General features: G+C 72.4%; 18 protein-coding genes. 10 read left to right on the top strand and 8 right to left on the bottom strand.

The annotated features are described in order from the left end of the window. Window positions 1-25 precede the first annotated feature (25 nt). The 8 genes from KBX50_RS06010 (at window position 26) to KBX50_RS05975 (ending at window position 9,040) form a co-directional block, all read left to right on the top strand. A complete protein-coding gene (locus tag KBX50_RS06010; protein WP_247673252.1) occupies window positions 26-2,266 on the top strand; it encodes a DUF6077 domain-containing protein in 2,241 nt (746 codons plus the stop codon). 186 nt (window positions 2,267-2,452) lie between these two features. Further along, the gene (locus KBX50_RS06005; protein ID WP_210935345.1) at window positions 2,453-4,207 is read left to right on the top strand and encodes a CDP-glycerol glycerophosphotransferase family protein; all 1,755 of its coding nucleotides are present in this window, start codon (window positions 2,453-2,455) and stop codon (window positions 4,205-4,207) included. A gap of 115 nt (window positions 4,208-4,322) precedes the next feature. Beyond that, the gene (locus KBX50_RS06000) at window positions 4,323-4,634 is read left to right on the top strand and encodes a hypothetical protein (RefSeq protein ID WP_210935343.1); all 312 of its coding nucleotides are present in this window, start codon (window positions 4,323-4,325) and stop codon (window positions 4,632-4,634) included. 104 nt (window positions 4,635-4,738) lie between these two features. After that, on the top strand, window positions 4,739-5,395 hold the full coding sequence (locus tag KBX50_RS05995; protein WP_093403157.1) for a response regulator transcription factor: 657 nt from the start codon (window positions 4,739-4,741) through the stop codon (window positions 5,393-5,395). 10 nt (window positions 5,396-5,405) lie between these two features. Further along, window positions 5,406-6,860, top strand: a complete 1,455-nt coding sequence (locus tag KBX50_RS05990) for a HAMP domain-containing sensor histidine kinase (protein WP_210935341.1) — start codon at window positions 5,406-5,408, stop codon at window positions 6,858-6,860. A 93-nt stretch (window positions 6,861-6,953) separates the two neighbouring features. Next, on the top strand, window positions 6,954-7,925 hold the full coding sequence (locus KBX50_RS05985; RefSeq protein WP_374224581.1) for an ABC transporter ATP-binding protein: 972 nt from the start codon (window positions 6,954-6,956) through the stop codon (window positions 7,923-7,925). Beyond that, window positions 7,922-8,773, top strand: a complete 852-nt coding sequence (locus tag KBX50_RS05980) for an ABC transporter permease (RefSeq protein ID WP_210935339.1) — start codon at window positions 7,922-7,924, stop codon at window positions 8,771-8,773. The genes KBX50_RS05985 and KBX50_RS05980 overlap by 4 nt, the downstream gene beginning before the upstream one ends. A gap of 15 nt (window positions 8,774-8,788) precedes the next feature. Next, a complete protein-coding gene (locus tag KBX50_RS05975; protein WP_210935337.1) occupies window positions 8,789-9,040 on the top strand; it encodes a helix-turn-helix transcriptional regulator in 252 nt (83 codons plus the stop codon). Window positions 9,041-9,074: 34 nt separating this feature from the next. Here the strand turns inward: KBX50_RS05975 and KBX50_RS05970 are convergent, their stop codons facing one another. The 4 genes from KBX50_RS05970 to KBX50_RS05955 all read right to left on the bottom strand — a co-directional run bounded on the left by KBX50_RS05970 (window position 9,075) and on the right by KBX50_RS05955 (window position 13,406). Further along, window positions 9,075-10,046 carry a TAXI family TRAP transporter solute-binding subunit gene (locus KBX50_RS05970; RefSeq protein WP_210935335.1) on the bottom strand — a complete coding sequence of 324 codons (972 nt, stop codon included), beginning with the start codon at window positions 10,044-10,046 and terminating at the stop codon, window positions 9,075-9,077. 74 nt (window positions 10,047-10,120) lie between these two features. Then, window positions 10,121-10,840, bottom strand: coding sequence for a hypothetical protein (locus tag KBX50_RS05965; RefSeq protein ID WP_307870856.1), 720 nt, complete (start codon window positions 10,838-10,840; stop codon window positions 10,121-10,123). A gap of 98 nt (window positions 10,841-10,938) precedes the next feature. Next, window positions 10,939-11,733 (bottom strand): peroxide stress protein YaaA, encoded by a 795-nt coding sequence (gene yaaA, locus KBX50_RS05960; protein WP_210935334.1) that lies wholly within the window; start codon window positions 11,731-11,733, stop codon window positions 10,939-10,941. A gap of 8 nt (window positions 11,734-11,741) precedes the next feature. Further along, window positions 11,742-13,406 carry an ArnT family glycosyltransferase gene (locus tag KBX50_RS05955; RefSeq protein ID WP_374224580.1) on the bottom strand — a complete coding sequence of 555 codons (1,665 nt, stop codon included), beginning with the start codon at window positions 13,404-13,406 and terminating at the stop codon, window positions 11,742-11,744. A 75-nt stretch (window positions 13,407-13,481) separates the two neighbouring features. On the opposite strand from KBX50_RS05955, the gene KBX50_RS05950 reads away from it, so the two are divergent. Then, window positions 13,482-14,522, top strand: coding sequence for an App1 family protein (locus KBX50_RS05950; RefSeq protein WP_210935333.1), 1,041 nt, complete (start codon window positions 13,482-13,484; stop codon window positions 14,520-14,522). A gap of 109 nt (window positions 14,523-14,631) precedes the next feature. Here the strand turns inward: KBX50_RS05950 and KBX50_RS05945 are convergent, their stop codons facing one another. The 4 genes from KBX50_RS05945 to glgA all read right to left on the bottom strand — a co-directional run bounded on the left by KBX50_RS05945 (window position 14,632) and on the right by glgA (window position 21,312). After that, window positions 14,632-15,168: a hypothetical protein gene (locus KBX50_RS05945; RefSeq protein ID WP_210935332.1), complete on the bottom strand. Its 537-nt coding sequence runs from the start codon at window positions 15,166-15,168 to the stop codon at window positions 14,632-14,634. A gap of 462 nt (window positions 15,169-15,630) precedes the next feature. Next, the gene (gene glgB, locus KBX50_RS05940; RefSeq protein ID WP_210935331.1) at window positions 15,631-17,733 is read right to left on the bottom strand and encodes a 1,4-alpha-glucan branching protein GlgB; all 2,103 of its coding nucleotides are present in this window, start codon (window positions 17,731-17,733) and stop codon (window positions 15,631-15,633) included. Next, window positions 17,721-19,868: an alpha-1,4-glucan--maltose-1-phosphate maltosyltransferase gene (locus KBX50_RS05935; RefSeq protein ID WP_210935330.1), complete on the bottom strand. Its 2,148-nt coding sequence runs from the start codon at window positions 19,866-19,868 to the stop codon at window positions 17,721-17,723. Before KBX50_RS05935 ends, glgB begins: the two co-directional genes overlap by 13 nt. Before the next feature lie 244 nt (window positions 19,869-20,112). Next, window positions 20,113-21,312, bottom strand: coding sequence for a glycogen synthase (gene glgA / locus KBX50_RS05930; RefSeq protein WP_247673189.1), 1,200 nt, complete (start codon window positions 21,310-21,312; stop codon window positions 20,113-20,115). A gap of 95 nt (window positions 21,313-21,407) precedes the next feature. Here glgA and glgC point away from each other — a divergent pair, with 95 nt between their 5' ends. Beyond that, window positions 21,408-22,640 carry a glucose-1-phosphate adenylyltransferase gene (gene glgC / locus KBX50_RS05925; protein ID WP_210935329.1) on the top strand — a complete coding sequence of 411 codons (1,233 nt, stop codon included), beginning with the start codon at window positions 21,408-21,410 and terminating at the stop codon, window positions 22,638-22,640. Window position 22,641 lies beyond the last annotated feature (1 nt).

Here is a 22,641-nt window from a genome sequence, read left to right as displayed (position 1 = left end):
ACGACGACAAGGACGCCCCGTGTCGATGACCGACCAGGCTGCCGCACCCTCGGCGGCGATCGACGAACCGACCGCTCCCGCTCCCGGCCGGTCGTGGCTCGCCGTAAGTCGGGTCGGGGCGGTCATCGCCGGGCTGCCCACAGCACTGACCGACGGCGCTGTCCTGGTGTTCGCGCTCTGGACGCTGCTCTACCACGCCGCGCTCCCGCTCGGCCTCGCCCCGTCGTGGACGTTCCGGGTCTGGTTGGCGGCCAGCCTGGCGCTGGTCCTGCTCATCGCGCTGACCCGATGGCGCCACCGGCGCGGCGCGCCGGACACCGCAGGCGGCACGCCGGACAGCGCGGGCGTCGCGCCGGGCAGCGCGGGCGTCGCGCCGGGCAGCGCGGGCGTCGCGCCGGGCAGCGCGGGCGGTGCGCCGGATGCGGCGGGCGCGGGTCCGGCGTCCGACGCCGACCCGGCGGTGGGACGCACCGGCCGGGCAGCGGTCGTCCGGCGCAGCTTGACGGCACTGGTCCTGGTCTCCGGCACCGTCGCGGCGGTCACCGCCGGGCTGGCCGGTACGCCGGCCGGCGCAGACCTGTCCTGGTGGGTGCCGGCCTCGGCCGGGATCGTGGCGGCCACGGGTCTGGTGCTGCTGACCCGGCGGACCTGGCGGACCTGGCGGGACGCTCCGGCGACCCGGCCGCCGGCACCGACCGCCTGGCAGTCGGCGTACGCGTTGCTGGTCGCCGGTGGCGCCGCTGCCGCCTCGCTCATCCTGGCCCGCAACACCCCGGACGACATCTACTACGTGGGTCGATCGGTCTGGGTCGCGGAACGCGACAACGTTCCGCTCAACGACTTCCTGTTCAGCGAGAACGTCCTGCCGGCGATGGCGTCCCAACCTCCGATCGCCAGCATCGAGGTGCTGGCCGGCGCGCTCGCCCGGTTCCTCGGCATCTCCGCCGCCTCGGCCATCTGGTACCTGCTGCTGCCGCTCCTGGCGGTGCTCGCCGTGCTGGCGCTCTGGCGGCTGGTGCAGCACTGGGCGCCCCGGCGTCCGGTGCTCGCCTTCACCGTCGCCATCGCCTTCCTCGCCCTGGTCTGCGGCCCGGACGCCGCCCTGGGCAACATCCACCTGCCCCGGCTCTACCAGGGCAAGGGCATGTTCGTCTCGGCGGTGGTGCCGTTGATGTGGCTCTATCTCACTCGCTGGTTCGACGACCGGTCCCGGCTGGGGCTGCTGCTGATCGCCGCGCTGTCGATCACCGCGACCGGGCTCACCACCACGGCGGCGATCGTCCTGCCGCTGCTGGTGGGCGGGGCGGCGCTGATGATGCTGCTGGTGGGCCGCTGGAAGTCGGCGCTCGCCGTCGGTGCGGTCGCGCTTACCTATCCGATCGGGGCGGTGGTGATCAGCCAACTGATCCTCGGGTCGGCCAACGAGGCCGCCGCGGACGTCAACTTCTACGACGCCGCGCACACCTACCGCCGGACGTTCGAGGTCGGCATCGTCGGCGTGATCGGCGGACTCGCGCTGTGGTGCGGCCCGCTGCTGGCCCGCCGCCGCAGCCCGGCGCTGCTGGCGGCCGGCGGCACGGTCACCCTGAGCGTGCTGCTGGTGCCGGGGGTGCTGGAGTGGCTCAGTGCGCTGACCGGCATCTCCGTGGTGCTGTGGCGTGTGTCGTGGCTGTTCGCCCTGCCGGCGCTGATCGGTCTGCTGTGCACGGTCTGGCTGCCGACCCGGCTGCCTGCCGTGCGGGCGCTGGCCGGTGTGGTGCTGGCCGGCGCGATGGTGGGCTCGTTCGCGGTCTACGCGGTGCCGATGTGGGACGAGCGCAGCGGGGTGCTGGTGCACGACGAGCCGACCTGGAAGATCCGCCCGAAACAGCTGGCCATCGCGAGGTTCATCGTGGGCCTCGACCGACCGGACGGCCTGGTGCTGGCCCCAGAGAGCATCATGCGGACCATCCCGTTGCTGACCACCGAGGCGCGGGTGGTCCTGCCGCGTGACTTCTTCCTGATCGAGTACGACATCAACTCGCAGTTCTCCCAGAACCGGTTGTTGCTGACCCGGTTCGCCAACGGCGGCCCGGCCGCCCAGCGGCCCTCCGCCGAGGAGGTGGGCGCCGCGTTGGAGCGGCTGGACGTGGGCACGATCTGCGTCTACAGCCAGAACCGGTACGCCCGGCAGACCGGTGAAGGTTTCGGCTACACCACGTTCGCCAGGCGGAAGGCCGATCCTCCTGTACACCCGAACGCCGTCACCTGCCTGCGTCGTGGGTAGTGCGCCTTGCCGGATCGCTGCCTGGACCTCGCCGCGACACCGCCAAGGTTTCTGGGCACCGCACTCGACACCCGGGCGTCACGGCGTCGATGTCTCGCGTTAAGGTCGCAGCTGCGCTGACGCCGGGACGTGGCGTTCGGTGCCGCCGGGCTGCCGGCCGTCGATCGCGGTAGGGAGAGCCATCCCTTGTTGAGCAAGTTGACTGGGCGCGTCGGTGTGGCGGCGCGTGGCGCCCTGCTGGTGGGGGCGTACCTGCTCCTGCTTGTCGGCGGCGCGTTCGGCCAGGTCGCCGGGTTCGTGGTGGCCGCCCTGGCGGCGGTGCTCGGCGAGGTCGCCGTGCAGCGGTGGTCACCGGCCACCGCGATCCTGATGGAGAAGGCCGGCCTCGGCCTGGGCTATCGGCAGCTGGCCCGCGACGTGTCGGTCGTGCTGCTGGTCGTCGCCCAGGTGGCACCGGCGGGCGGCGCATTGACCCTGCTGCTCCTGCTGCCCGCCCTGGTGTGGGTGATCGCCGTCTTCGCCGGAGCGTTCGAGCGCATCATCGACCGGCGCAGCCCCGGCGGTTCGATGGTGCGCAACATCGACCTGGGCCGGCTCGGCGGGCCCCCGCTGCCCCGGTGGGCCGCCGCCCTCAGCGGGGATCGGCTGCCCTGGGTGAACGTGGTGCTCGTGCCGGCGGCGGTGGCCGCGGCGCTGGCCGACACGGTGACGCCCGTCCACCTGGCCGGCGTGCTCGCCGTCGGGCTGGCCGCGGTGGTGGGCGTGACTGTCGCGTCGATCTGGCTGCGGGGCCGGGGCGCCGGGCACGGCACCCGGCTGTCGGCGGTGCAGCGGTGGCTCGACAGCCACCGGCCGGAGGTCGCGCTCTACTTCGCCGGCCCCGGTAAGGACGTCTACCAGGCGAACATGTGGCTCGCCCCGGTCGAGGCGCTGGACCGGCCGGCGGTGGTCTTCCTGCGCAACCGGGAGGCCCTGGCGGAGCTGGCCGACACCCGGCTGCCGGTGGTCTGCGTCCCGCCCGGTGCGGATTTCATGAATCTCGGCAAGACCAGCGTCCGGGTGGCGCTGTATCCCGCCAACGCCGGGGAGAACATCCACATGCTGCGGGAGCCCGGGATGAAGCACGTCTTCGTCGGGCACGGCGACAGCGACAAGGCCGCCAGCGTCAACCCGTTCTGCAAGGTCTACGACGAGGTCTGGGTCGCCGGGCCGGCCGGCCGGGAACGCCTCGCCCGGGCCGGCACCGGCGTACGCGACGGGAACGTGGTGGAGATCGGTCGGCCGCAACTGGCCGGCCTGCGTACCGCCGGTGGGGGGTCGGCCGAACGCCCCTTCACCGTGCTCTACGCACCCACCTGGGAGGGTTGGCTCGCCGACGACCCGTTCCACACCTCGGTGCTGCTGATGGGGGAGCGGATCGTCGCCGGGCTGCTGGCACTCCGGCCGGAGGTCCGACTGATCTACAAGCCGCACCCGCTGACCGGGAGCCGGTCGGGGCGGGTCCGGGCAGCACACGAGCGGATCGTGCAGCGCATCCGGGCCGCCGGTGGCGAGGTCGACGCGAGCACCCTGGACGGACCGGCCCACCGGGTCGTCACCGGGCGGGTGCCCGCGCTGTTCGACTGCTTCGACCAGACCGACCTGCTGGTCGGCGACGTGTCCAGCGTGGTGTCCGACTTCGTGCAGAGCCAACGGCCGTACGTGGTGACCAACCCCGCCGGGCTGCCCGAGGACGAGTTCCGTCGCACCTTCCCGACCGCTCGGGCGGCGTACCTGCTGGCCGCCGACTGCGGTGAGCTGGGGAAGATCGTGGCGGTCACCCGGGCGGGCGACGACCCGATGACCGAGGCCCGCCGGGAGCTGAAGACCTACCTGCTCGGCCCGACCGACGCTGACCCGATGGACCGGTTCGCCGAGGAGGTCGGCCGGCTCTGCCGCTGACGCCGCGAGGTGCCCTGGTCCCGCGCCGTTGAGCCCGGGTTTTGTCCGGTACCGGCCCGGTCCGCCGCCCCGGCGGGCATGCTCGAAGGGCAGGCCGCCGGGCGAGGGGATGGGCATGGAGAGCTATCACGAGGACTGGACCGACAGCCAGCGCGCGCTCTACGACGAGTGCTACCGCGCCGGTGCCGACTGGGCCGACGATCCCGACACGCCATCGGAGGACGTGCAGCACGTGATCAACCTGGCGGAGGCCGACGACGACACCCTCGCCGACGCCGAGATCGACTTCGCGCCGTTGATCGACGCGGTCACCGAGGCCACCGGCGAGGTCGTCGCCACCGTCCCGGCCAGCCACGACGACCCCGGATTCAAGGGCTTCGTGGACGGGGTCCGAGACGGCACCTCCGACGAGACCTTCGGCCTCTGACCGACTGAGCCGCCCGAGGCCCCCCGGGCCTGTCCACCCGGCCGCTCGTCTGCGACCCTGGACACCGCACTGGTGCGGGTTAGCAGACCGAACGGGGAGGCCGGGTGCGCATCCTGCTGGTCGAGGACGACCGACGGGTGGCCGCCGCCCTGTTGTCGGCGCTGACCCGACGCGGGTACGAGGTGGAGCACGCCGCCACCGTCGCCGCCGCGCTCTCCGCCGCCCCCTGTGACCTGGTGCTGCTCGATCTCACCCTGCCCGACGGCGACGGAACCGACCTGTGCCGGCAGTTGCGACGGCGCAGCAACCAGCTCGGCATCATCGCGGTGACCGCGCGCGGTGAGGAGCGCGACCGGGTGCTCGGGCTTCGGCTCGGCGCGGACGACTACGTGGTCAAGCCCTTCTCGATGGTGGAACTCCAGGCGCGCATCGAGGCGGTGCTGCGGCGGGCCTCGCACGCGGCACCGGAACGCAATCTGATCGAGGTCGGGCCGGTGTACATCGACGTGGCGGCCCGCACCGTCGCGGTGGCCGGGCGGCCGGTGTCGCTGACCCGCAAGGAGTTCGACGTCCTGCTCTCCCTGGCCCGGCAACCCGGCGTCGCGGTACCCCGCGACCGGATCCTGCTCGACGCCTGGGGCACCACCTTCACCGATCGGCACACCGTCGAGGTGCACGTCGGTTCGCTGCGCGGCAAGCTCGGCGACCCGCGTCTGGTGGAGACCGTCCGAGGCGTCGGTTACCGGCTCCGGGGCGAGTGAGGAGCCCAGGGTGCGACGGCGGCTGGTGATCAGCTATCTGCTGCTGATGGTGCTGGTGGTGGTGGCGCTGGGTACGCCGCTGGCGGTGACGCTGACCACCCGGGAGACCGACCGGGTACGCGCCGACCGGCTCGCCGACGCCACCCGCTTCGCGTCGCTGGCCGGGCCGGCGTTGCGCGACGGCACGCCCGGCCCACTCGACCACGAGCTGGGCAGCTACGACGAGCTGTACGGCATCGGTGCGGCGGTGGTGGACCGGGACCGGCGGGAGGTGGTGGCCTCGGCGAGCTGGCGACCGGCCCCGGGTACCCGGGAGGCGTTGGACGTCGCGCTGTCCGGGCAGCAGGCGAGCGGGCCCGACTCGGTCTGGCCGTGGGTCGACGGGCCGATCGTGGTGGCGGTGCCGATCAACGACGGCGGCGAGGTGCTCGGCGCGGTGGTCACCGCCACCCCGGCCGACGGGGTCCGGCGTACCGTCGCCACCTGGTGGACGCTTGTCGCCGCGCTGGGTCTGCTTGCCGTGCTGGCCTGCGTGCTCACCGCGTTCGGGCTGGCCGGCTGGGTGCTGCGTCCGGTCACCGAGTTGGACGCGGTCACCCACGAGATCGCCGAGGGCGACCGCGGCGCCCGCGTGCAGCACCGGCTGGGGCCGCCCGAGCTGCGCCGGCTGGCGAAGAGCTTCAACCACATGGCGGACGTCGTCTCCGACGTGATGGATCGGCAGCGTGCGTTCGTCGCGCACGCCAGCCACCAGCTCCGTAATCCGTTGACCGCGCTGCGGCTGCGGGTGGAGGAGTTGGGGCCGAGCGTCACCGACGAGCAGGGCCGCGCCGAACACCGGCTGGCGTTGGAGGAGACTGACCGGCTCGCCCTGCTCCTGGACGCGTTGCTCACCCTCGCCCGCGCGGAACGCCGCGAGAACCAGCGGGTCACCGTCGACGCGACGGCGGCGGCCGAGTCCCGGGTCGCGGCCTGGGAGCCGCTGGCCCGCCACCGGTCGGTCACCCTGCGGCTGGCGGCCGATCCCGGCCCGGTGTACGCCCGTACCGTGCCGACCGCCATCGACCAGGCCCTCGATGCCCTTATCGACAATGCGGTGAAGTTCAGCGGTGCGGGCGGCGAGGTGACGGTGACCGTCGCGGCCCGCGACGGCGGGACGACCCTCGAGGTACGCGACACCGGCCCGGGGATGACCCGCAGCCAACTCGGCCGGGCCACCGAACGGTTCTGGCGGGCACCGGAGGTGCAGAACGTCGACGGCGCCGGGTTGGGCCTGACCATCGCCGCCGTGCTGGTGGACGCCTCCGACGGCCGGCTCACCATGCACCCGAACTCGCCGCGTGGCCTGGTCGCCGCGCTGTGGTTCCCGCAGCCGGCGGAGCCGGCCGAACCCGCCGGCCCGGATCCCGCGGCCGGCCCCCTGGCGCCCACCGATCCGGCGTCGTCCGCACCAGCAGTGGCCTGAGCAGGGCCGGTCGGGCGGGGCAGCCTAGGTTTGCTCCAATATGTAGTATGAGTGCTATCTTTCAGCGCACAGATCATACGGAGGTGGTGGTCCATGGTTGTCAGCGCCGGGGCGGAAACCCCGACCAGCACCGGGTCGTCGACCGACCGGGGCATCACCCTGGACGTGCACGACCTGCGGATGCGGTACGGCTCGACAGACGTGCTCACCGGTGTGTCGTTCAGCGCGCGGCGCGGCGAGGTGCTGGCCCTGCTGGGCCCGAACGGCGCCGGCAAGACGACCACCATCGAGATCCTGGAAGGCTTCCGGATGCGGTCCGGCGGCCGGGTCGCCGTCCTGGGCACCGACCCGGCGCGCGGCGACGAGCGGTGGCGGTCCCGACTCGGCGTGGTGCTCCAGTCCTGGCGCGACCACGGCCGATGGCGGGTGCGGGAGTTGCTGACGCACCTCGGCTCCTACTACGCGCCCTACTCGACCGGGCGGATCAGCCGGCCGTGGGACATCGACGAGCTGATCCAGGTGGTCGGGCTGGCCGAGCACGCGCACAAGAAGGTCGGCCAGCTCTCCGGTGGCCAACGTCGCCGGGTGGACGTGGCGATCGGCATCGTCGGCCGGCCTGAGGTGCTCTTCCTCGACGAGCCGACCGCCGGGTTCGACCCGTCCGCCCGCCGCGAGTTCCACGACCTGGTGCACCGGCTCACCGACATCGACGACACCACCATCCTGCTCACCACCCACGATCTGGACGAGGCGGAGAAGCTGGCCGACCGGATCCTCATCCTGGCCGGTGGTCGCATCATCGCCAGCGGGTCCGCCGACGAGCTGTCCCGCCGCATCTCCGCCGACGCCGAGGTGCGCTGGAGCCAGGGCGGGGCACGGTTCGTGCACTCCACCGGCGACGCGACCGGCTTCGTCCGGGAGCTGTTCGCCCAGCACGGCGAGGACATCGCCGACCTTGAGGTGCGCCGGGCCAGCCTGGAGGACACCTACATGACGTTGGTACGCGATCACGAGTCCGGCCGCGCCGACGGCGCGACCCGCGCGTTCGAGGAGGTGGCTCGATGAGCCCGCTGGTCGTGGCCGCCCGGGCCGGTCTGTCCCGGGGCCGGATCGAGCTGCGGCAGAGCTTCACCAACGCGGAGACCCTCTGGGGATACCTCTTTCCGACGGTCATCCTGCTGGTGGTGATGTTCTTCCTGCGGGGCGCCAAGGTGCCGGGCACCGAGTTCTCGCTCGGCGCGCAGACGCTGCCCAGCACGCTCGGCATGACCGTGGCGTTCGGCGGGCTGGTCACCATGGCGTCGATCCTCACCGTGGAACGTGAGGACGGCACCCTGTTGCGGGCCAAGGCCACCCCGAACGGCATGTTCGGCTACCTCATCAGCAAGATCACCCTGGTCTCGGGGATGACGCTTGTCAGCGTCGCCCTGCTGCTCGTACCGGGCCTTTTCCTCTTCGACGTCCTCGCGCTGGACAGCGTCGGCGCCTGGCTGACCCTGGCCTGGGTGATGCTGGTCGGCATGGTGGCGACCATGCCGGTCGGCGCGGTGTTCGGCTCGCTGCTGTCCAACCCCCGGAACATGGGGCTGATCATGCTGCCGATGATGGGACTCATCGCGACATCGGGCATCTTCTACCCGATCACCGCGATGCCCGGCTGGTTGCAGGCCGTCGCGCAGGTCTTCCCGATCTACTGGCTCGGTCTCGGCATGCGGTCGGCATTGCTGCCCGAGGCCATGGCCGCCGTCGAGCTCGGCGAGTCGTGGCGACACCTGGAGACGCTGCTGGTGCTCGGCGGCTGGGCGGTCGCCGGGTTGGTGCTGGCACCCGTGGTGCTGCGCCGGATGGCCCGCCGGGAGTCCGGGTCCAGCGTGGCGGCCCGCCGCGAGAAGGCCATGCAGCGGGTGACCTGAGGATGGGCCGTCGAGATGAGTGAGCACGTCCACAACCGCATCGCGATGCTCCGGGCCGAGCGGGGCATCTCCCGCCGTCAGCTGGCCGAGGCGTTGGGCGTCCACTACCAGACCATCGGCTACCTGGAACGCGGCGAGTTCAGCCCGAGCCTGCACCTGGCGCTGCGCATCGCCCGGCACTTCGAGGTGCCGGTGGAGGTGGTCTTCTCCACCGAACCGTTCCCCCGCCTGGGCGACCCCACGCCGCCCGCCGCGCGGTCCGCCTGACCCGCCCGCCGCGCGGTCCGCCTGACCCGCCCGGTCAGGGTTTGCTGGCCCGGTAGTAGTCGACGGCGCCGGGGTGCAGCGGCAACGGTGAGGTGGCGATGGCCGAGCGGGGGCTCATCCGGCCGGCCGCCGGATGCGCCTCGGCCAGTTCGGAGCGGCGCTCCATCAGCAGCCGGGTCACCTCGCGCACCAACGACTCCGGCAGGTTGGCCCGCACCACCAGGTAGTTCGGGTTGGCCACGGTGGTGACCGGATCGACGCCGTACACCGAGCGGGGAATGTCCCGCGGCACGTACACCTCGGGGTTGCCCCGGCGCAGCCGTGCGGTCCACTCGCCGAGGTCGACGATGCGGGTGGGGGTGTCCTGGGCGAACTCGGCGACCGCGCGTACCGGCAGCCCGCCGGAGAAGAAGAAGGCGTCGATCCGGCCGGCGTGCAGCGCGGCCACCGAATCGTCCAGGCCGAGCCGTTCCTGCCGCACCTGTGCGCCGTCGAGGCCGGCGGCGGTCAGCAGCCGATCCACTGTGATCTTGGTCCCCGAGCCGGCCGCGCCCACCGAGACCCGCCGCCCGCGCAGGTCGATCAGGGTCCGTACCGGGCTGTCGGCGGTGGTGACCAGGTGCAGCAGGTCGTCGTAGACCCGGGCGACCGCCACCACCGGTGGGTCCGGACCCGGGTCGGCCTGCAACACGTCGGCCTGGGTGAAGCCGAGTTCGGCCGCACCGGCGTTGAGCAGTTGCACGTTCTCCGCGGAGGCCGCGGTGACCAACACCTCAGCCCGCACCTGCGGCAACTCCCGGTTGAGGATGGCCGCCAGCGACGAGCCGAAAGCGTGGTAGACGGCGGTGGGGCTGCCGGTGGCGATCCGGATGACCACCGGCTCACCCGGGTCGTCGCGGCAGCCGCCGAGGCCGGGCAGGGCCAGCAGCACGGTCAGCGCCACCGCCACGTGGGCGCCGCGCCACCAGGCTCGGGCGGGATACCGGGTACGGGTCACGGGCAGCACTGTGCGCCGCCGGACCCCGATGACGCAACCCCGGGGACGGGCGGAGCAGGGTGCGGCCGTCGGTCGGCCGCCGGTCAGGCCACCGGCCGCTGCACCGCCTCCTCCGCCGCGTACCGCAGGATCCGGTCCCGATCCCGACCGTGCGCCACGCTGACCAGGAAGCAGCCGGTGCTCGGACGCAGCAGCGCCGGCACGTCCATCAGGGCGGCGCCGCGTACCAGCACCGCGCCGAGTTCCCGGTCGGTGATCCGCACCCCGAGGATGTGCCGCCGGACATGCCGGCCACCGGCCAGCAGCGCGGCCCGCCAGGCGGCGGCGGCCAACCGGGTGCGCCACAACCGCCGCGCCGTCGAGGCACCCGGCACCGGGCCGCCGAGCAGCTCCCGCCGGCCACGCCGCCAGCCGTTCTCCACGATCGCCGCGTACGTCGGCCGGTGCTCCCGTCCGACGTGCAGCCGGTGCAACTCGTACCGGCGGCGCAGCCCACCGACCGCCACCTCGTGCCGGACCGGGATGTCGAGGCGGTCGAGCAGCTGCCGGGTCCGCCGCGCCGCCTCCTCCCGGTTGAACTCGATAGTCGTCGGCCGGACGGGTTGCTGCCCGACGTGCCGGTGCCCGGGGGTCGCCGGCGGCGGCATGCAGCGCAGCAGACAGGCCGTCTCGAAGGCGTCGGCCAGCGTCGTCCAGTCCAGCGGTGGCGGTGCCGACGGGGGCCGGGCCGACGGTGGCGTGGTGGACACCGGCACGGCCGATGACGGACGGGACCGGTCGAGCAGGATCGGTTCGACAACCACCGGAGGGCCTCCTCGTCGCGTCGGGTCCTCTTACGGTGACCCGCGACACCGACCGGTGGTACCGATCCGGTCCAGCCTTGAGGAAATCTTGCGTCTGGTTACAGCTCCGAAACGATCACGTCGACCTGACGTGGCCGGCCGGGCCCGGTGGCCTGCTCGCACACCGTGTACTTCAGGTCCCGCAGCGTCGTCACCAGCGCTGCCACCGAACGCGGTCGGGCCCCGGCGAGCAGCAGATCCCGGACCAGCCGTCCCTTGGTGGCCTTGTTGAAGTGGCTGACCACCGAGCGCACCGGCACCCCGTCGACCTCCCGTTCGTGCAGCACCCGCACGGTGAGGGTGCGCTCGGCCAGCTCGCCGCGCGGCGTCCAGGCCGCCGCGTACGCCCCGGAACGCAGGTCCAGCACCGGGCCGCGACCGGCCGCCGCAGTCAGCGCGGCACCCAGGTCCTGCCGCCACAGCGCCGGCAGCGCGCCGACGCCGGGCAGCCGGGCACCGATCGGGCAGCGGTACGGCGGGATCCGGTCGGTCAGCCGTACCGCGCCCCACAGACCGGAACTGATCAGCACCTGCCGTCCGGCCGCCCGCTGCGCCGTCGCCGGCAGGCTCGCCAAGTCCAGGGCCTCGTAGAGCACGCCGCTGTAGATCCGGCCGGCGGGTGCGGTGGCGGCCTGCCGCAGCCGGGCATTGCGCCGCAACTCGCCGTGCTGCCCGGCACCGAGGCCGAGCGCGGCCAGCGCCGTCTCCGGCGGCCCGGCGCTGAGGGCGACCAGGGCCGACAGCACCTCCTCCCGCCGTGGGTTCAGCTCCGGCAGGGAGAGGCGGTCCAGGTCCAGTCGGCGGCCCGAGCCGGCCTCGGCCTTGCCCTCCGAGGGCGGCAGCAGGATGAGCATGGGTGACTCTAACGCCACGGTCGCAGCGGCTCCGGCGGGTGGTACACCCGGAAGCCACCGACCTCGGCGAGCAGCGCCGCGCCGGCCCGGTCGCCGAGCAGTTCCCGCAGCCGCCGGTCCGCCGGGGCGTCGGCCGCCAGCACGTACCCGGGCCGCTGTGCCCGCGCCAGCCGCCACCAGTACGCCGGGTACCGGTTCTGCCCGGGGTGCAGACTGCCGTCGACCACTGCGCAGACCACCTCCTCGTCGGTGTTGAAGACCAGCCGGTTGCAGGTCCAGTACTCGCCGTACACCTCACGCAGCCCGGCCGCGCGGACCGTGTCGGCCAACTCCCGAGCCTGTCGTTCCTCAATGCGTCCGGGAGCCGCGCCGGTGGTGGCGAAGAGCACGGTCACCACAAGCGAACCGGCCGCCAGCGCAGCCAGCACGGCGGTGGCTGCCACACCCGCCACCCGACCCGCCACACCGGCGGTGCCCCGTCGGGCGGCGACCGCCGCCACCCACAGCGGCCAGAGCACCGCCGGCAGCGACAGTTGCAGCACCGACAGGTAGCGGGCGTTGCCCAGCGGATCCGTCGCCGCCAACGGGCTGCGTACGTACGCCAGCAGGGTCAGCGCCGCGCCCGCGAGCAGCGCGAGGTGCACGACCGGGCCGACCCGCTCGCCGCGCGCGCTCCCTCGGCGGTACGCGAGCCCGGCGAGGGTCGCCGCCACCACCAGCAGTAGCGGGTAGAGCAGGCCGAACCACGCCTGCCACCGGGGGCAACCGTCGACCGGGCAGAGCCCGGCGGCCAGCGGTACGCCCTCCAGCAGCCCCCCGCCGATCCGCTGGGACCAGGTCGGCACCGGCCCGTCCTCGCCGCTGACCCCACGCAGCACCGACAGGGAGTCCTGCCCGGGTGGGGCCACCAGGTTGTCCCGGATCATCGGGGCGAGCCCGGCGGCGAAGCCGACGACCAGCAGCAGACCCGACCAGCCGAGCAGTTCCCGGCGCAGGGTCCACGCCAACGCCAGCCCGGTCACCGCCAGGTACGGCACGATCAGCCAGTCCGACCAGAGCGCCACCCCGGCGAGCAGCCCGAAGCCGCCCACGGCCAGCGCCCGGCGCCGCACCGTGCCCCGGGCCAGCGCCACCACGACCAGCAGCATCGCCAGCACCGCCACCTTGACCTCCGGCCGCCCGCCGACCGCGGTCACCTGGTCCCGCACGACCCGCTCGGAGCCGAGGGCGAGCAGCCCGACGACAACGGTGGCGAACCACGGCGAGCTGATCCGCCGAGTCAGCCGGTGGATCAGCCAGAGGAACAGCGCGTAGAGCGCGAGCACCGGCAGCCGCAGCAGCGGCCAGCTCGGCCCGGTCACCGCGAGCAGCGGTGCGGCCAGGTACGACTCCAGGGTGCCCATGTACCGCTGGCCGTACAGGAAGATCGGCTGCTCACGCCCCTGCGCGATGTGCAGCGCGGCCAGCCCGAAGGTCGCCTCGTCGCTGTTGGAGACGGGCACGGTGGTCAGCACCAGGACCAGCCGGTACCCGACTCCGAGCGTCCCGAGCAGCAGGGCGACAAGCGCCGGCCGGTCGAGCCGTGGCCGCCACCGCCCGCGCTGTCGCCCTGGTTCTGCCCCTGCTCGTGGCACGACCTCGCCCCCGTCGCCGTCCCGACCGGAGTGTGTCACGACGGCGACGTCGGGCGTGGCGGTTCGGCTCAGCTCGCGTGGCCGAGGTGGCTGGTCTGTGGCAGGGTTGCTGGCGTGCCACCGACTCCCGCAGGCCAGCTGGCCATACCCAACCTGCACCGGGCCGCGCGGATCGAGGACGCCGTGCATGCCCTGGTGGAACGCCGGCTGCGGCGAACCGGCTGGCGGACCAACATCATCGCGTACACCGGCTACGGCGGGCCCGGCTGGGTGCGGGTGATGTGCCGGGTGTTGCTGGGGCGGCCGGACACCCGCCAGCGCGGCCGGCTGGAGAAGGTCCGGGGCTGGCGCAGCTTCACCACCCTGCCGGCCAAGCACGTCACCGTGACCATCGAGACCGGCGGGGTGGTGCACGAGGCGCGGGCCGACCGGAGCGGCTTCGTCGACACGGTGGTCGAGGCGGGCCTGCCACCCGGCTGGGGTTCGGTGCGGCTGAGCATGCCCGACGCCGAGCCGGTCGAGGCGCCGGTGCGCATCCTCGACCCGGAGGTGCGCTTCGGCATCATCTCCGACATCGACGACACGGTCATGGTGACCGCCCTGCCCCGGCCGTTGCTGGCCGCGTGGAACACCTTCGTCCTGGACGAGCACGCCCGCGCCGCGGTGCCCGGCATGGCGGTGCTCTACGAGCGGCTGGTCACCGCCCACCCCGGCGCGCCGGTGTTCTACCTGTCCACCGGCGCGTGGAACGTCGCCCCGACGTTGACCCGGTTCCTGTCCCGGCACCTCTACCCGGCCGGGGCGCTGCTGCTCACCGACTGGGGGCCGACGCACGACCGCTGGTTCCGCAGCGGCCGGGAGCACAAGCGCGCCACCCTGGCCCGGCTGGCCAAGGAGTTCCCCGACGTGCGCTGGTTGCTCGTCGGCGACGACGGGCAGCACGACCAGGAGATCTACCGCGAGTTCGCCGTCGCCCACCCGGACAACGTCGCCGGGGTGGCGATCCGCCGGTTGTCGCCCGCCCAGGCGGTCCTCGCCGGCAGCCTGCCCGTCCCGCACGACCACCCCACCGAGGGACCGGTGGGGCAGAAGTGGCTCTCCGCCCCCGACGGCGCCGGCCTGTGGACCCTGCTGCGCGACGCGGGCCTGGTCTGAGCTGAACCTTGTGTCGCCCGGACGGTCTGCCGACCGGGTCGGCGGGGGAGCGGGTCGGCAGGCGGGCGGAGCCGGTCACCCGGCCCAGCCCACCCACCGTCCGGCGGTGTCAGCCGCCGGGTGTGAGCGTGACCTCGCCGGTGCAACCGGCCAGAGTCCTCCGGTCTTCGAGCAGGTCGATGACCGCCTGCCGGTTGGCGATCCGCGCCTCGGACTGCGCGTCCGGGTTGCGGCGCTGGCCGTCGATGAAGGCGAGATTGTTGCGGACCGCGCCGTCGAGGCCGGCGCAGTTCTCCGCCGCGCCACCGTTGAGCGCCGCGTTCGGATCCGCGTCGGGCACCTCGACCTCGCCGGTACAGCCCGCCGCCGCGCGCCGCTGCTCCAACTGGTCGATGACCGCCTGCCGGTTGGCGATCCGGGCCTCCGTCAACTCGTCGGGGAACACCAACTGGTCGGCGATGAACGCGAGATTGTTGCCCACGGCGGCGTCCAGTCCGTCGCAGTTCTCACTGGCCTGACTGGTCCCGGTGGCCACCGCGAAGGCCACCGCCAGGGTCACCCCGACCGCCGCGAACCCCGCGACCCTCCGCTGCCCCGGCGAGGGTTCGCCGCCCCGGTCCCGGGCCGTACCCCTGCTGCTCGCCATCGATCCTCCGCCTCGTCGTCCACCTGGAACCGGGAGTACGGGCGCGGGGGCGGGCGAAGTTCACCGTCCGGATGATCTACGTGCCGATCCGGCGGATTGTTCTATGCCCAGTAAGCGCGATGTCACTCAGACATGAACATGCCGGGTGACACCACGGCTTCGAGGACGCCTCGTGCCTGCCCTGAACGGGTAACCCGGCGCGGGCTACGGTATCCGGTCCAGATCTTGGACAGTTTCCGTTCGCGCCGAACGGAAACTGTCCAAGGTCTCGCATCCAAGGCCGCCCAGGCGACCGGTGCGAACGTCAGCACCGTCTACGCCCCGTCGCCCTCTTGCTGGTGGTCGCCGCAGCCGCCGCGCTACTGTTGCCGGAAGCGTTGACAAGCTTCTATAAGGGGACGAGGCGCCGGCGAGCCCGTTCGCCCCCGGCGCGCTCGTGGCACTGGGCGAGCAGTGGGCGTGTCAGGCGGGGCGCAGCCAGAGGGCGCCCAGCGGCGGCACGCGGAGCGCCACCGAGGCGGGTTGGCCGTGCCAGGGGACGTTCTCGGCGTGCACCGTGCCCAGGTTGCCGACGCCGGAGCCGCCGTAGTGGTGGGCGTCGGTGTTGAGCACCTCCGCCCAGGCACCGGCGGCCGGCAATCCGATCCGGTAGTCCTCCAGCGGAAGCGCGGAGAAGTTGGCCACACAGACCACTGTCGCCCCGTCCGGCGCGATCCGGACGAACGAGATGGTGTTGTTGGCGACGTCGTCACCGGCGAGCCAGCGGAAACCGGCGGGGGAGGTGTCCTGCGCCCACAGCGCCGGGTTGTCCCGGTACACCCGGTTCAGGTCGCCGACCAGGCGTTGCACGCCGGCCCGCGCCGGGTCGTGCAGCAGGTACCAGTCGAGGCCGCGTTCCTCGCTCCACTCCCGGTCGTCGGCCAGCTCGCAGCCCATGAACAACAACTGCTTGCCGGGATGCGCCCACATGTACGCCAGCAGCGCGCGGACGTTCGCCAGCCGCTGCCAGGTGTCGCCGGGCATCTTGCTCGCCAGCGAGCCCTTGCCGTGCACCACCTCGTCGTGGCTGATCGGCAGCGTGTAGTTCTCGCTCCAGGCGTACGCCAGGGAGAAGGTGAGCTGATGGTGGTGGTGCTGCCGGTAGATCGGGTCCTTCGAGGTGTAGAGCAGGGTGTCGTGCATCCAGCCCATGTTCCACTTGAACCCGAAGCCGAGCCCGCCGTCGCTTGTCGCCCGGGTCACCCCCGGCCAGGCGGTGGACTCCTCGGCGATCATCATGACCCCGGCGTGGTGCTTGTAGACCGTCGCGTTGACCTCCTGCATGAACGCGATGGCTTCCAGGTTCTCCCGGCCCCCGTGCACGTTCGGCGCCCACTGCCCGTCCTGCCGCGAGTAGTCCAGGTAGAGCATCGAGGCGACCGCGTCCACCCGCAGCCCGTCGACGTGGAACTCGTCCAGCCAGTACAGCGCGTTGGCGACCAGGAAGTTGCGCACCTCCCGGCGACCGAAGTCGAAGACGTAGGTGCCCCAGTCGGGATGCTCACCCCGGCGCGGATCGGGATGCTCGTAGAGCGGGGTGCCGTCGAAACGGGCCAGGGCCCACTCGTCCTTCGGGAAGTGCGCCGGCACCCAGTCCAGGATCACCCCGATCCCGGCGGCGTGCAGCCGGTCCACCAGATACCGAAAGTCGTCGGGGTCGCCGAACCGGGCCGTGGGCGCGAAGTAGCCGGTCACCTGGTAGCCCCACGAGCCGCCGAACGGGTGCTCCATCACCGGCAGGAACTCCACGTGGGTGAAGCCCAGATCCACCACGTACGCGGCCAACTGCTCGGCCAGTTCCCGGTAACCCAGGCCGGGCCGCCACGAGCCCAGGTGCACCTCGTACACGCTCATCGGCTCCTGGTGCGGCTGTCGCCGCGACCGCCGGCCCAGCCAGTCCGCGTCGGACCACTCGAACGCCGACCGGTGCACCACCGACGCGGTGGCCGGCGGCACCTCCGCGTACGCCGCGAGGGGGTCGGCCTTGTCCCGCCAGTACCCGTCCGCGCCCAGCACGCGGTACTTGTACCGGGTGCCGGCGGTGGCCCCGGGCACGAAGATCTCCCACACGCCTGTCGAGCCGAGCGACCGCATCGGCCAGCCGTCGTCCGGCGCCCAGCCGGTGACGTCGCCGACCAGCCGTACGCCCCGGGCGTTCGGCGCCCACACCGCGAACGCCACCCCGCCGTCAAGGACCCGGGCGCCCAGCGCCTCCCACAGCCGTTCGTGCCGGCCCTCAGCGATCAGGTGCAGGTCCAGTTCGCCGAGGGTCGGCGGGAAACGGTACGGGTCGTCGTGGCGCGCCCCGTCGACGTCGAGCCGGTAGTCGAGCACCTCACCGGGGACGGTGGCCTCGAAGATCCCGACGTCGTGCACCCGCTTCATCGGGTGTCGCTCCTCGCCGACGAGCACGCTCACGTCGCCCGCGCCCCGGCGCAGGGCGCGGATCACCGTACGCCCGTCGGCCGGGTGCGCGCCGAGCACGGCGTGCGGGTCGTGGATCTCCCCGGAAATCAGCTGGTCCATCGGGTGTCGTCCTTCTGGGCGGGAGCGGTACTTGCGGTGCCACCCGACAGGTCGGCGGGCACGTCCTGGACGGTCAGGGTGACCGGCTCGGTGCCGCCCTGAGTTGGCGACCCGGCCTCCGCCGGCCCCGGTGCGCCCGGGCCGGCCGCCGCCCCGGTCGCCGACGCGTCGGTCGGGCGGCGCAGGGTGAGCACGTGCGCGGGTTGCAGGTACGGGTCGAGGCGGACCGCGTTGCGCTGCCCCCAGTCGTAGCGGGCACCGGTCAGCTCGTCGTGCACCGTGAACCGGTCGTGCCAGTCCAGACCCAGCGCCGGCATGTCCAGGGTGGTGTTGCCCCACTGCACGGTGTGCGAGTCGAACGAGCAGATCACCAGCACCGTGTTACCGGTTTCCGGATCGTGCTTGGACCAGCACAGCAGGGCCGGGTTGTCGATGTCGTGGAAGACCAGGTTGCGCAGCCGGCGCAGGGCCGGATTCTGCCGGCGTACCCGGTTGAGGGTGGCGATGAACGGTGCCAGCGAGCGGCCCCGCGCCTCGGCGCCGGCCCAGTCCCGGGGCCGCAGCTCGTACTTCTCGTTGTCGAGGTACTCCTCCGCCCCCGGGCGCGCCACGTGCTCGAACAGCTCGTAGCCGGCGTACATGCCCCAGGAAGGGGAGAGCAGCGCGGCCAGCACCGCACGGATCTTGAACATCGGCGGCCCACCGTGCTGCAAGGAGGCGTGCAGGATGTCAGGCGTGTTGGGCCAGAAGTTCGGCCGCATGTAGTCGGCCGCCGCCACCAGCTCCACGCAGTACTCGCGCATCTCGGCGGCCGAGGTCCGCCAGGTGAAGTACGTGTACGACTGGGTGAAGCCGACCTTGGCCAGCCCGTGCATCATCGCCGGCCGGGTGAACGCCTCGGCGAGGAAGAGCACGTCCGGGTCGACCCGCTTGACCTCCCAGATCAGCCAGTGCCAGAAGTCGACAGGCTTGGTGTGCGGGTTGTCCACCCGGAAGATCTTCACGCCCTCGCCGACCCAGTGCCGCACCACCCGCAACACCTCGGCGCGGATGCCCTCCGGGTCGTTGTCGAAGTTCAGCGGATAGATGTCCTGGTACTTCTTCGGCGGGTTCTCCGCGTACGCGACGCTCCCGTCGGCCCGGGTGGTGAACCACTCCGGGTGCTCGGTCACCCACGGGTGATCCGGCGCGCACTGCAACGCCAGGTCCATCGCCACCTCCAGGCCGTGCTCGGCGGCGGCGGCGACGAAATCCCGGAAGTCCTCCGGCGTACCCAGATCGGGGTGGATGGCGTCGTGCCCGCCCTCGGCCGCGCCGATCGCCCACGGCGAACCCACATCGTCCGGGCCGGCGAGCAGGCTGTTGTTCGGGCCCTTGCGGTTGACCCGACCGATCGGGTGGATCGGCGGCAGGTAGAGCACGTCGAAGCCCATGGCCGCGACGCCCGGCAGCCGCTCGGTGGCGGTGGCGAAGGTGCCGGAGCGGGCCGGCGCGTCGACGGTCGCCGGGACCGCCCCCTCGGAGCGGGGGAAGAACTCGTACCAGGCGGAGAAGAGGGCCCGCTCGCGGTCCACCCAGAGGCGGTACTCCTCGCCGGTGGTGACCAGCTCGCGCACCGGGTGCTCCCAGAGCAGGTCGGCCAGCTCCAACGCCGGACTCACCCGCTGCGGCACCGGCAGGCCGGCGTCACCCAGGGACTTCGCCGCCTTCTTGAGCCGGGCCCGCTCGGCCTTGGGCACCAGTTTCGTGGCCGCGCTCAGCACGCGCACGCCCTCGGCCAGGTCGTTGGCCAGCTCGGCCGGCCCCTGGCCGGCGGCGATCTTCTTGGTGACCGCGTTGTGCCAGGTCAGGTAGGGGTCGCTGAACGCCTCGACGGTGAACATCCACTCGCCCACCGCGTCCGGCACGATGCTGGCGTGCCACCGGTCCTGGCCGGGCTCACCCGGACGCATCCGGGTGAACGGGCGGGCCACCCCGTCCGGGCCGAGCCACACCACGTTGCAGCCGAGCGCGTCGTGCCCCTCGCGGTAGGCGCGCGCCGACACCGGCACCACCTCGCCGACCACCGCACGGGCCGGGTAGCGACCGCAGGAGACGACGGGGGAGACGTCTTCGATCGGGAACCGTCCGCTCACCGCCCCAACCTACTGCCCGAGATCGCTTCGCGCTCGGCTCCCGCCGTCGCCCGCGTCCACTGATCCACTGATCCCTGCACTTTCGGGGAAGCTGCTGCCTCCGCGCCGATCGACGCAGCATCATCCCCGAAGTTGCGCGGCGCACGGCGTTGATCCGTGCAACTTCGGGGAAACTGCTGCCTCAACCGCGCTGGAGGCGACATCTTCCCCGATACTGCGCAGGTTCAGGGGATGGGCGCTCGTCCTACTTCAGCAGGGAGTGGTAGAGGTCGAGGGTGCGGGCGGCCACGGCGTCCCAGGAGAAGTGTTCGACGGCGCGGCGGCGGCCGGCCCGGCCGAGCGCGGCGGCGCGCTCGGGGGCGGCCAGCAGTTCGTTCAGCCGGGCGGCCAGGTCAGCCTCGAAACGTGCCGGGTCGACAGGCGTGCCGTCGAGACCGGCCTGCTCGATCGGGACCAGCAGCCCGGTTTCGCCATCGGCGACCACCTCGGGGATGCCGCCGGTGGCGGTGGCCACCACCGCCGTCTCGCAGGCCATCGCCTCCAGGTTGACGATGCCCATCGGCTCGTACACCGACGGGCAGACGAAAATCGTGGCGTGGGTGAGCACCTGGATCACCTCGGACTTGGGCAGCATCTCCGCCACCCAGACCACCCCGGAACGGCTGGCCCGCAGCTCGGCGACCAGGCCTTCCACCTCGGCGGCGATCTCGGGCGTGTCCGGCGCCCCGGCGAGCAGCACCAGTTGGGTGTCCGCCGGCAACTCGCGGGCGGCCCGCAGCAGGTGCGGCAGACCCTTCTGCCGGGTGATCCGCCCGACGTAGGCCACGCTGGGCAGGGCCGGGTCGATGCCGAGGCGCGCCAGCACGTCGGTGCCCGGATCCGGGGCGTACTGCGCGGTGTCGATGCCGTTGTAGATCACGTGCACCCGGTCCGGATCGACCGACGGGTACGCGGCCAGCACATCCCGACGCATGCCCGCGCTGACCGCCACGATCGCGTCGGCCGACTCGTACGCGGTGCGCTCACACCACGAGGAGAGGGCATAGCCACCGCCGAGCTGCTCGGCCTTCCACGGTCGCAGCGGCTCCAGGCTGTGCGCGGTCGCCACGTGCGGCACCCCGTACAGCAGCTTCGCGGTGTGCCCGGCCAGGTTCGCGTACCAGGTGTGGCTGTGCACCACGTCGGTGCCGGCACACCCGGCGGCCATCTCCAGATCCACGCCCATCGTGCGCAGCGCGGCGTTCGCGCCGGTCAGGGCCGCCGGCTCGGCGTACGCGCGAACCCCCGGCTCGGTACGCGGTGCGCCGAAGCAGTGCACCCGCACGTCGGTGAGCCGGCGCAGCTCCCGGGCCAGGTACTCGACGTGCACCCCGGCACCGCCGTAGACCTCGGGCGGGTACTCCCGGGTCAGCAGGTCCACGCGCAGCCGTGCGGAGTCGCTCATGCCCGGCACCCTAGTGCAGAATCCGGCGTCGCACCCGGCCGCGGAACTGTCCCGTACGAGTGGTGAACCGGCACCGGTATGGATAGCGTCTGTTCATGGCTGCCAAGGTGCTCGCGATCGTCCTGGCCGGCGGAGAGGGCAAGCGCCTGATGCCGTTGACCACGGACCGGGCCAAGCCGGCCGTCCCGTTCGGCGGGATGTACCGCATGGTCGACTTCGTCCTCTCCAACCTGGCCAACGCCGGCTATCTGAAGATCGTCGTGTTGACCCAGTACAAATCCCACTCCCTCGACCGACACATCACCAAGACGTGGCGGATGTCGACGCTGCTCGGCAACTACGTCACGCCGGTGCCCGCGCAGCAGCGCCGTGGCCCCTGGTGGTTCGCCGGCTCGGCCGACGCGATCTACCAGAGCTTCAACCTGATCTACGACGAGCAGCCCGACTACGTGATCGTCTTCGGCGCCGACCACATCTACCGGATGGACCCCCGGCAGATGGTGGAGGACCACATCGCCTCCGGTGCCGGGGTGACCGTCGCCGGCATCCGGCAGCCGCTGTCGACGGCCGACCAGTTCGGCGTCATCGAGGTAGGCGAGGACGGCCGACGGATCCGGGCCTTCCGGGAGAAGCCCACCGACGCCGTCGGCCTGCCCGACGCGCCCGACGAGATCTACGCCTCGATGGGCAACTACGTCTTCACCACCCGGGCGCTCATCGACGCGGTCGAACACGACGCCGACGACAAGACCAGCAAGCACGACATGGGCGGCAGCATCATCCCGATGCTTGTCGAGCGCGGCGAGGCAAACGTCTACGACTTCCGCGACAACGAGGTGCCCGGCAGCACCGACCGGGACCGCGGCTACTGGCGCGACGTCGGAACGCTCGACTCGTTCTACGACGCCCACATGGACCTGATCAACGTCCACCCGGTGTTCAACCTCTACAACTTCGACTGGCCGATCTACACCGAGCAGCCGCCGTTCCCGCCGGCTAAGTTCGTGCACCAGTGGGGGGAGCGGGTCGGCCGGGCGGTCGCCTCGATGGTCTCGCCCGGCGCGGTGATCTCCGGTTCCCTGGTGGAGAACTCGATCGTCTCGCCCAAGGTGAAGGTGCACTCCTGGGCCCACGTGGACGGCTGCGTACTCATGGAAGGTGTCGAGATCGGCCGGCACGCGGTGGTCCGGCGGGCCATCCTCGACAAGAACGTCTACGTGCCCGAGGGTGCCGAGATCGGCGTGGACCTGGAACGGGACCGGCAGCGCTACACGGTCTCCGACAATGGCATCGTGGTCATCGGCAAAGGACAGAAGGTGGAACCGTGAG

Origin of the sequence: Micromonospora sp. C51 (genome assembly GCF_018070435.1) — a bacterium.
GTDB classification, from domain to species: Bacteria; Actinomycetota; Actinomycetes; order Mycobacteriales; family Micromonosporaceae; genus Micromonospora; species Micromonospora sediminimaris.
Note: the sequence above shows the minus strand (reverse complement) of the source record. Positions and strands in the feature narration are given on the sequence as shown.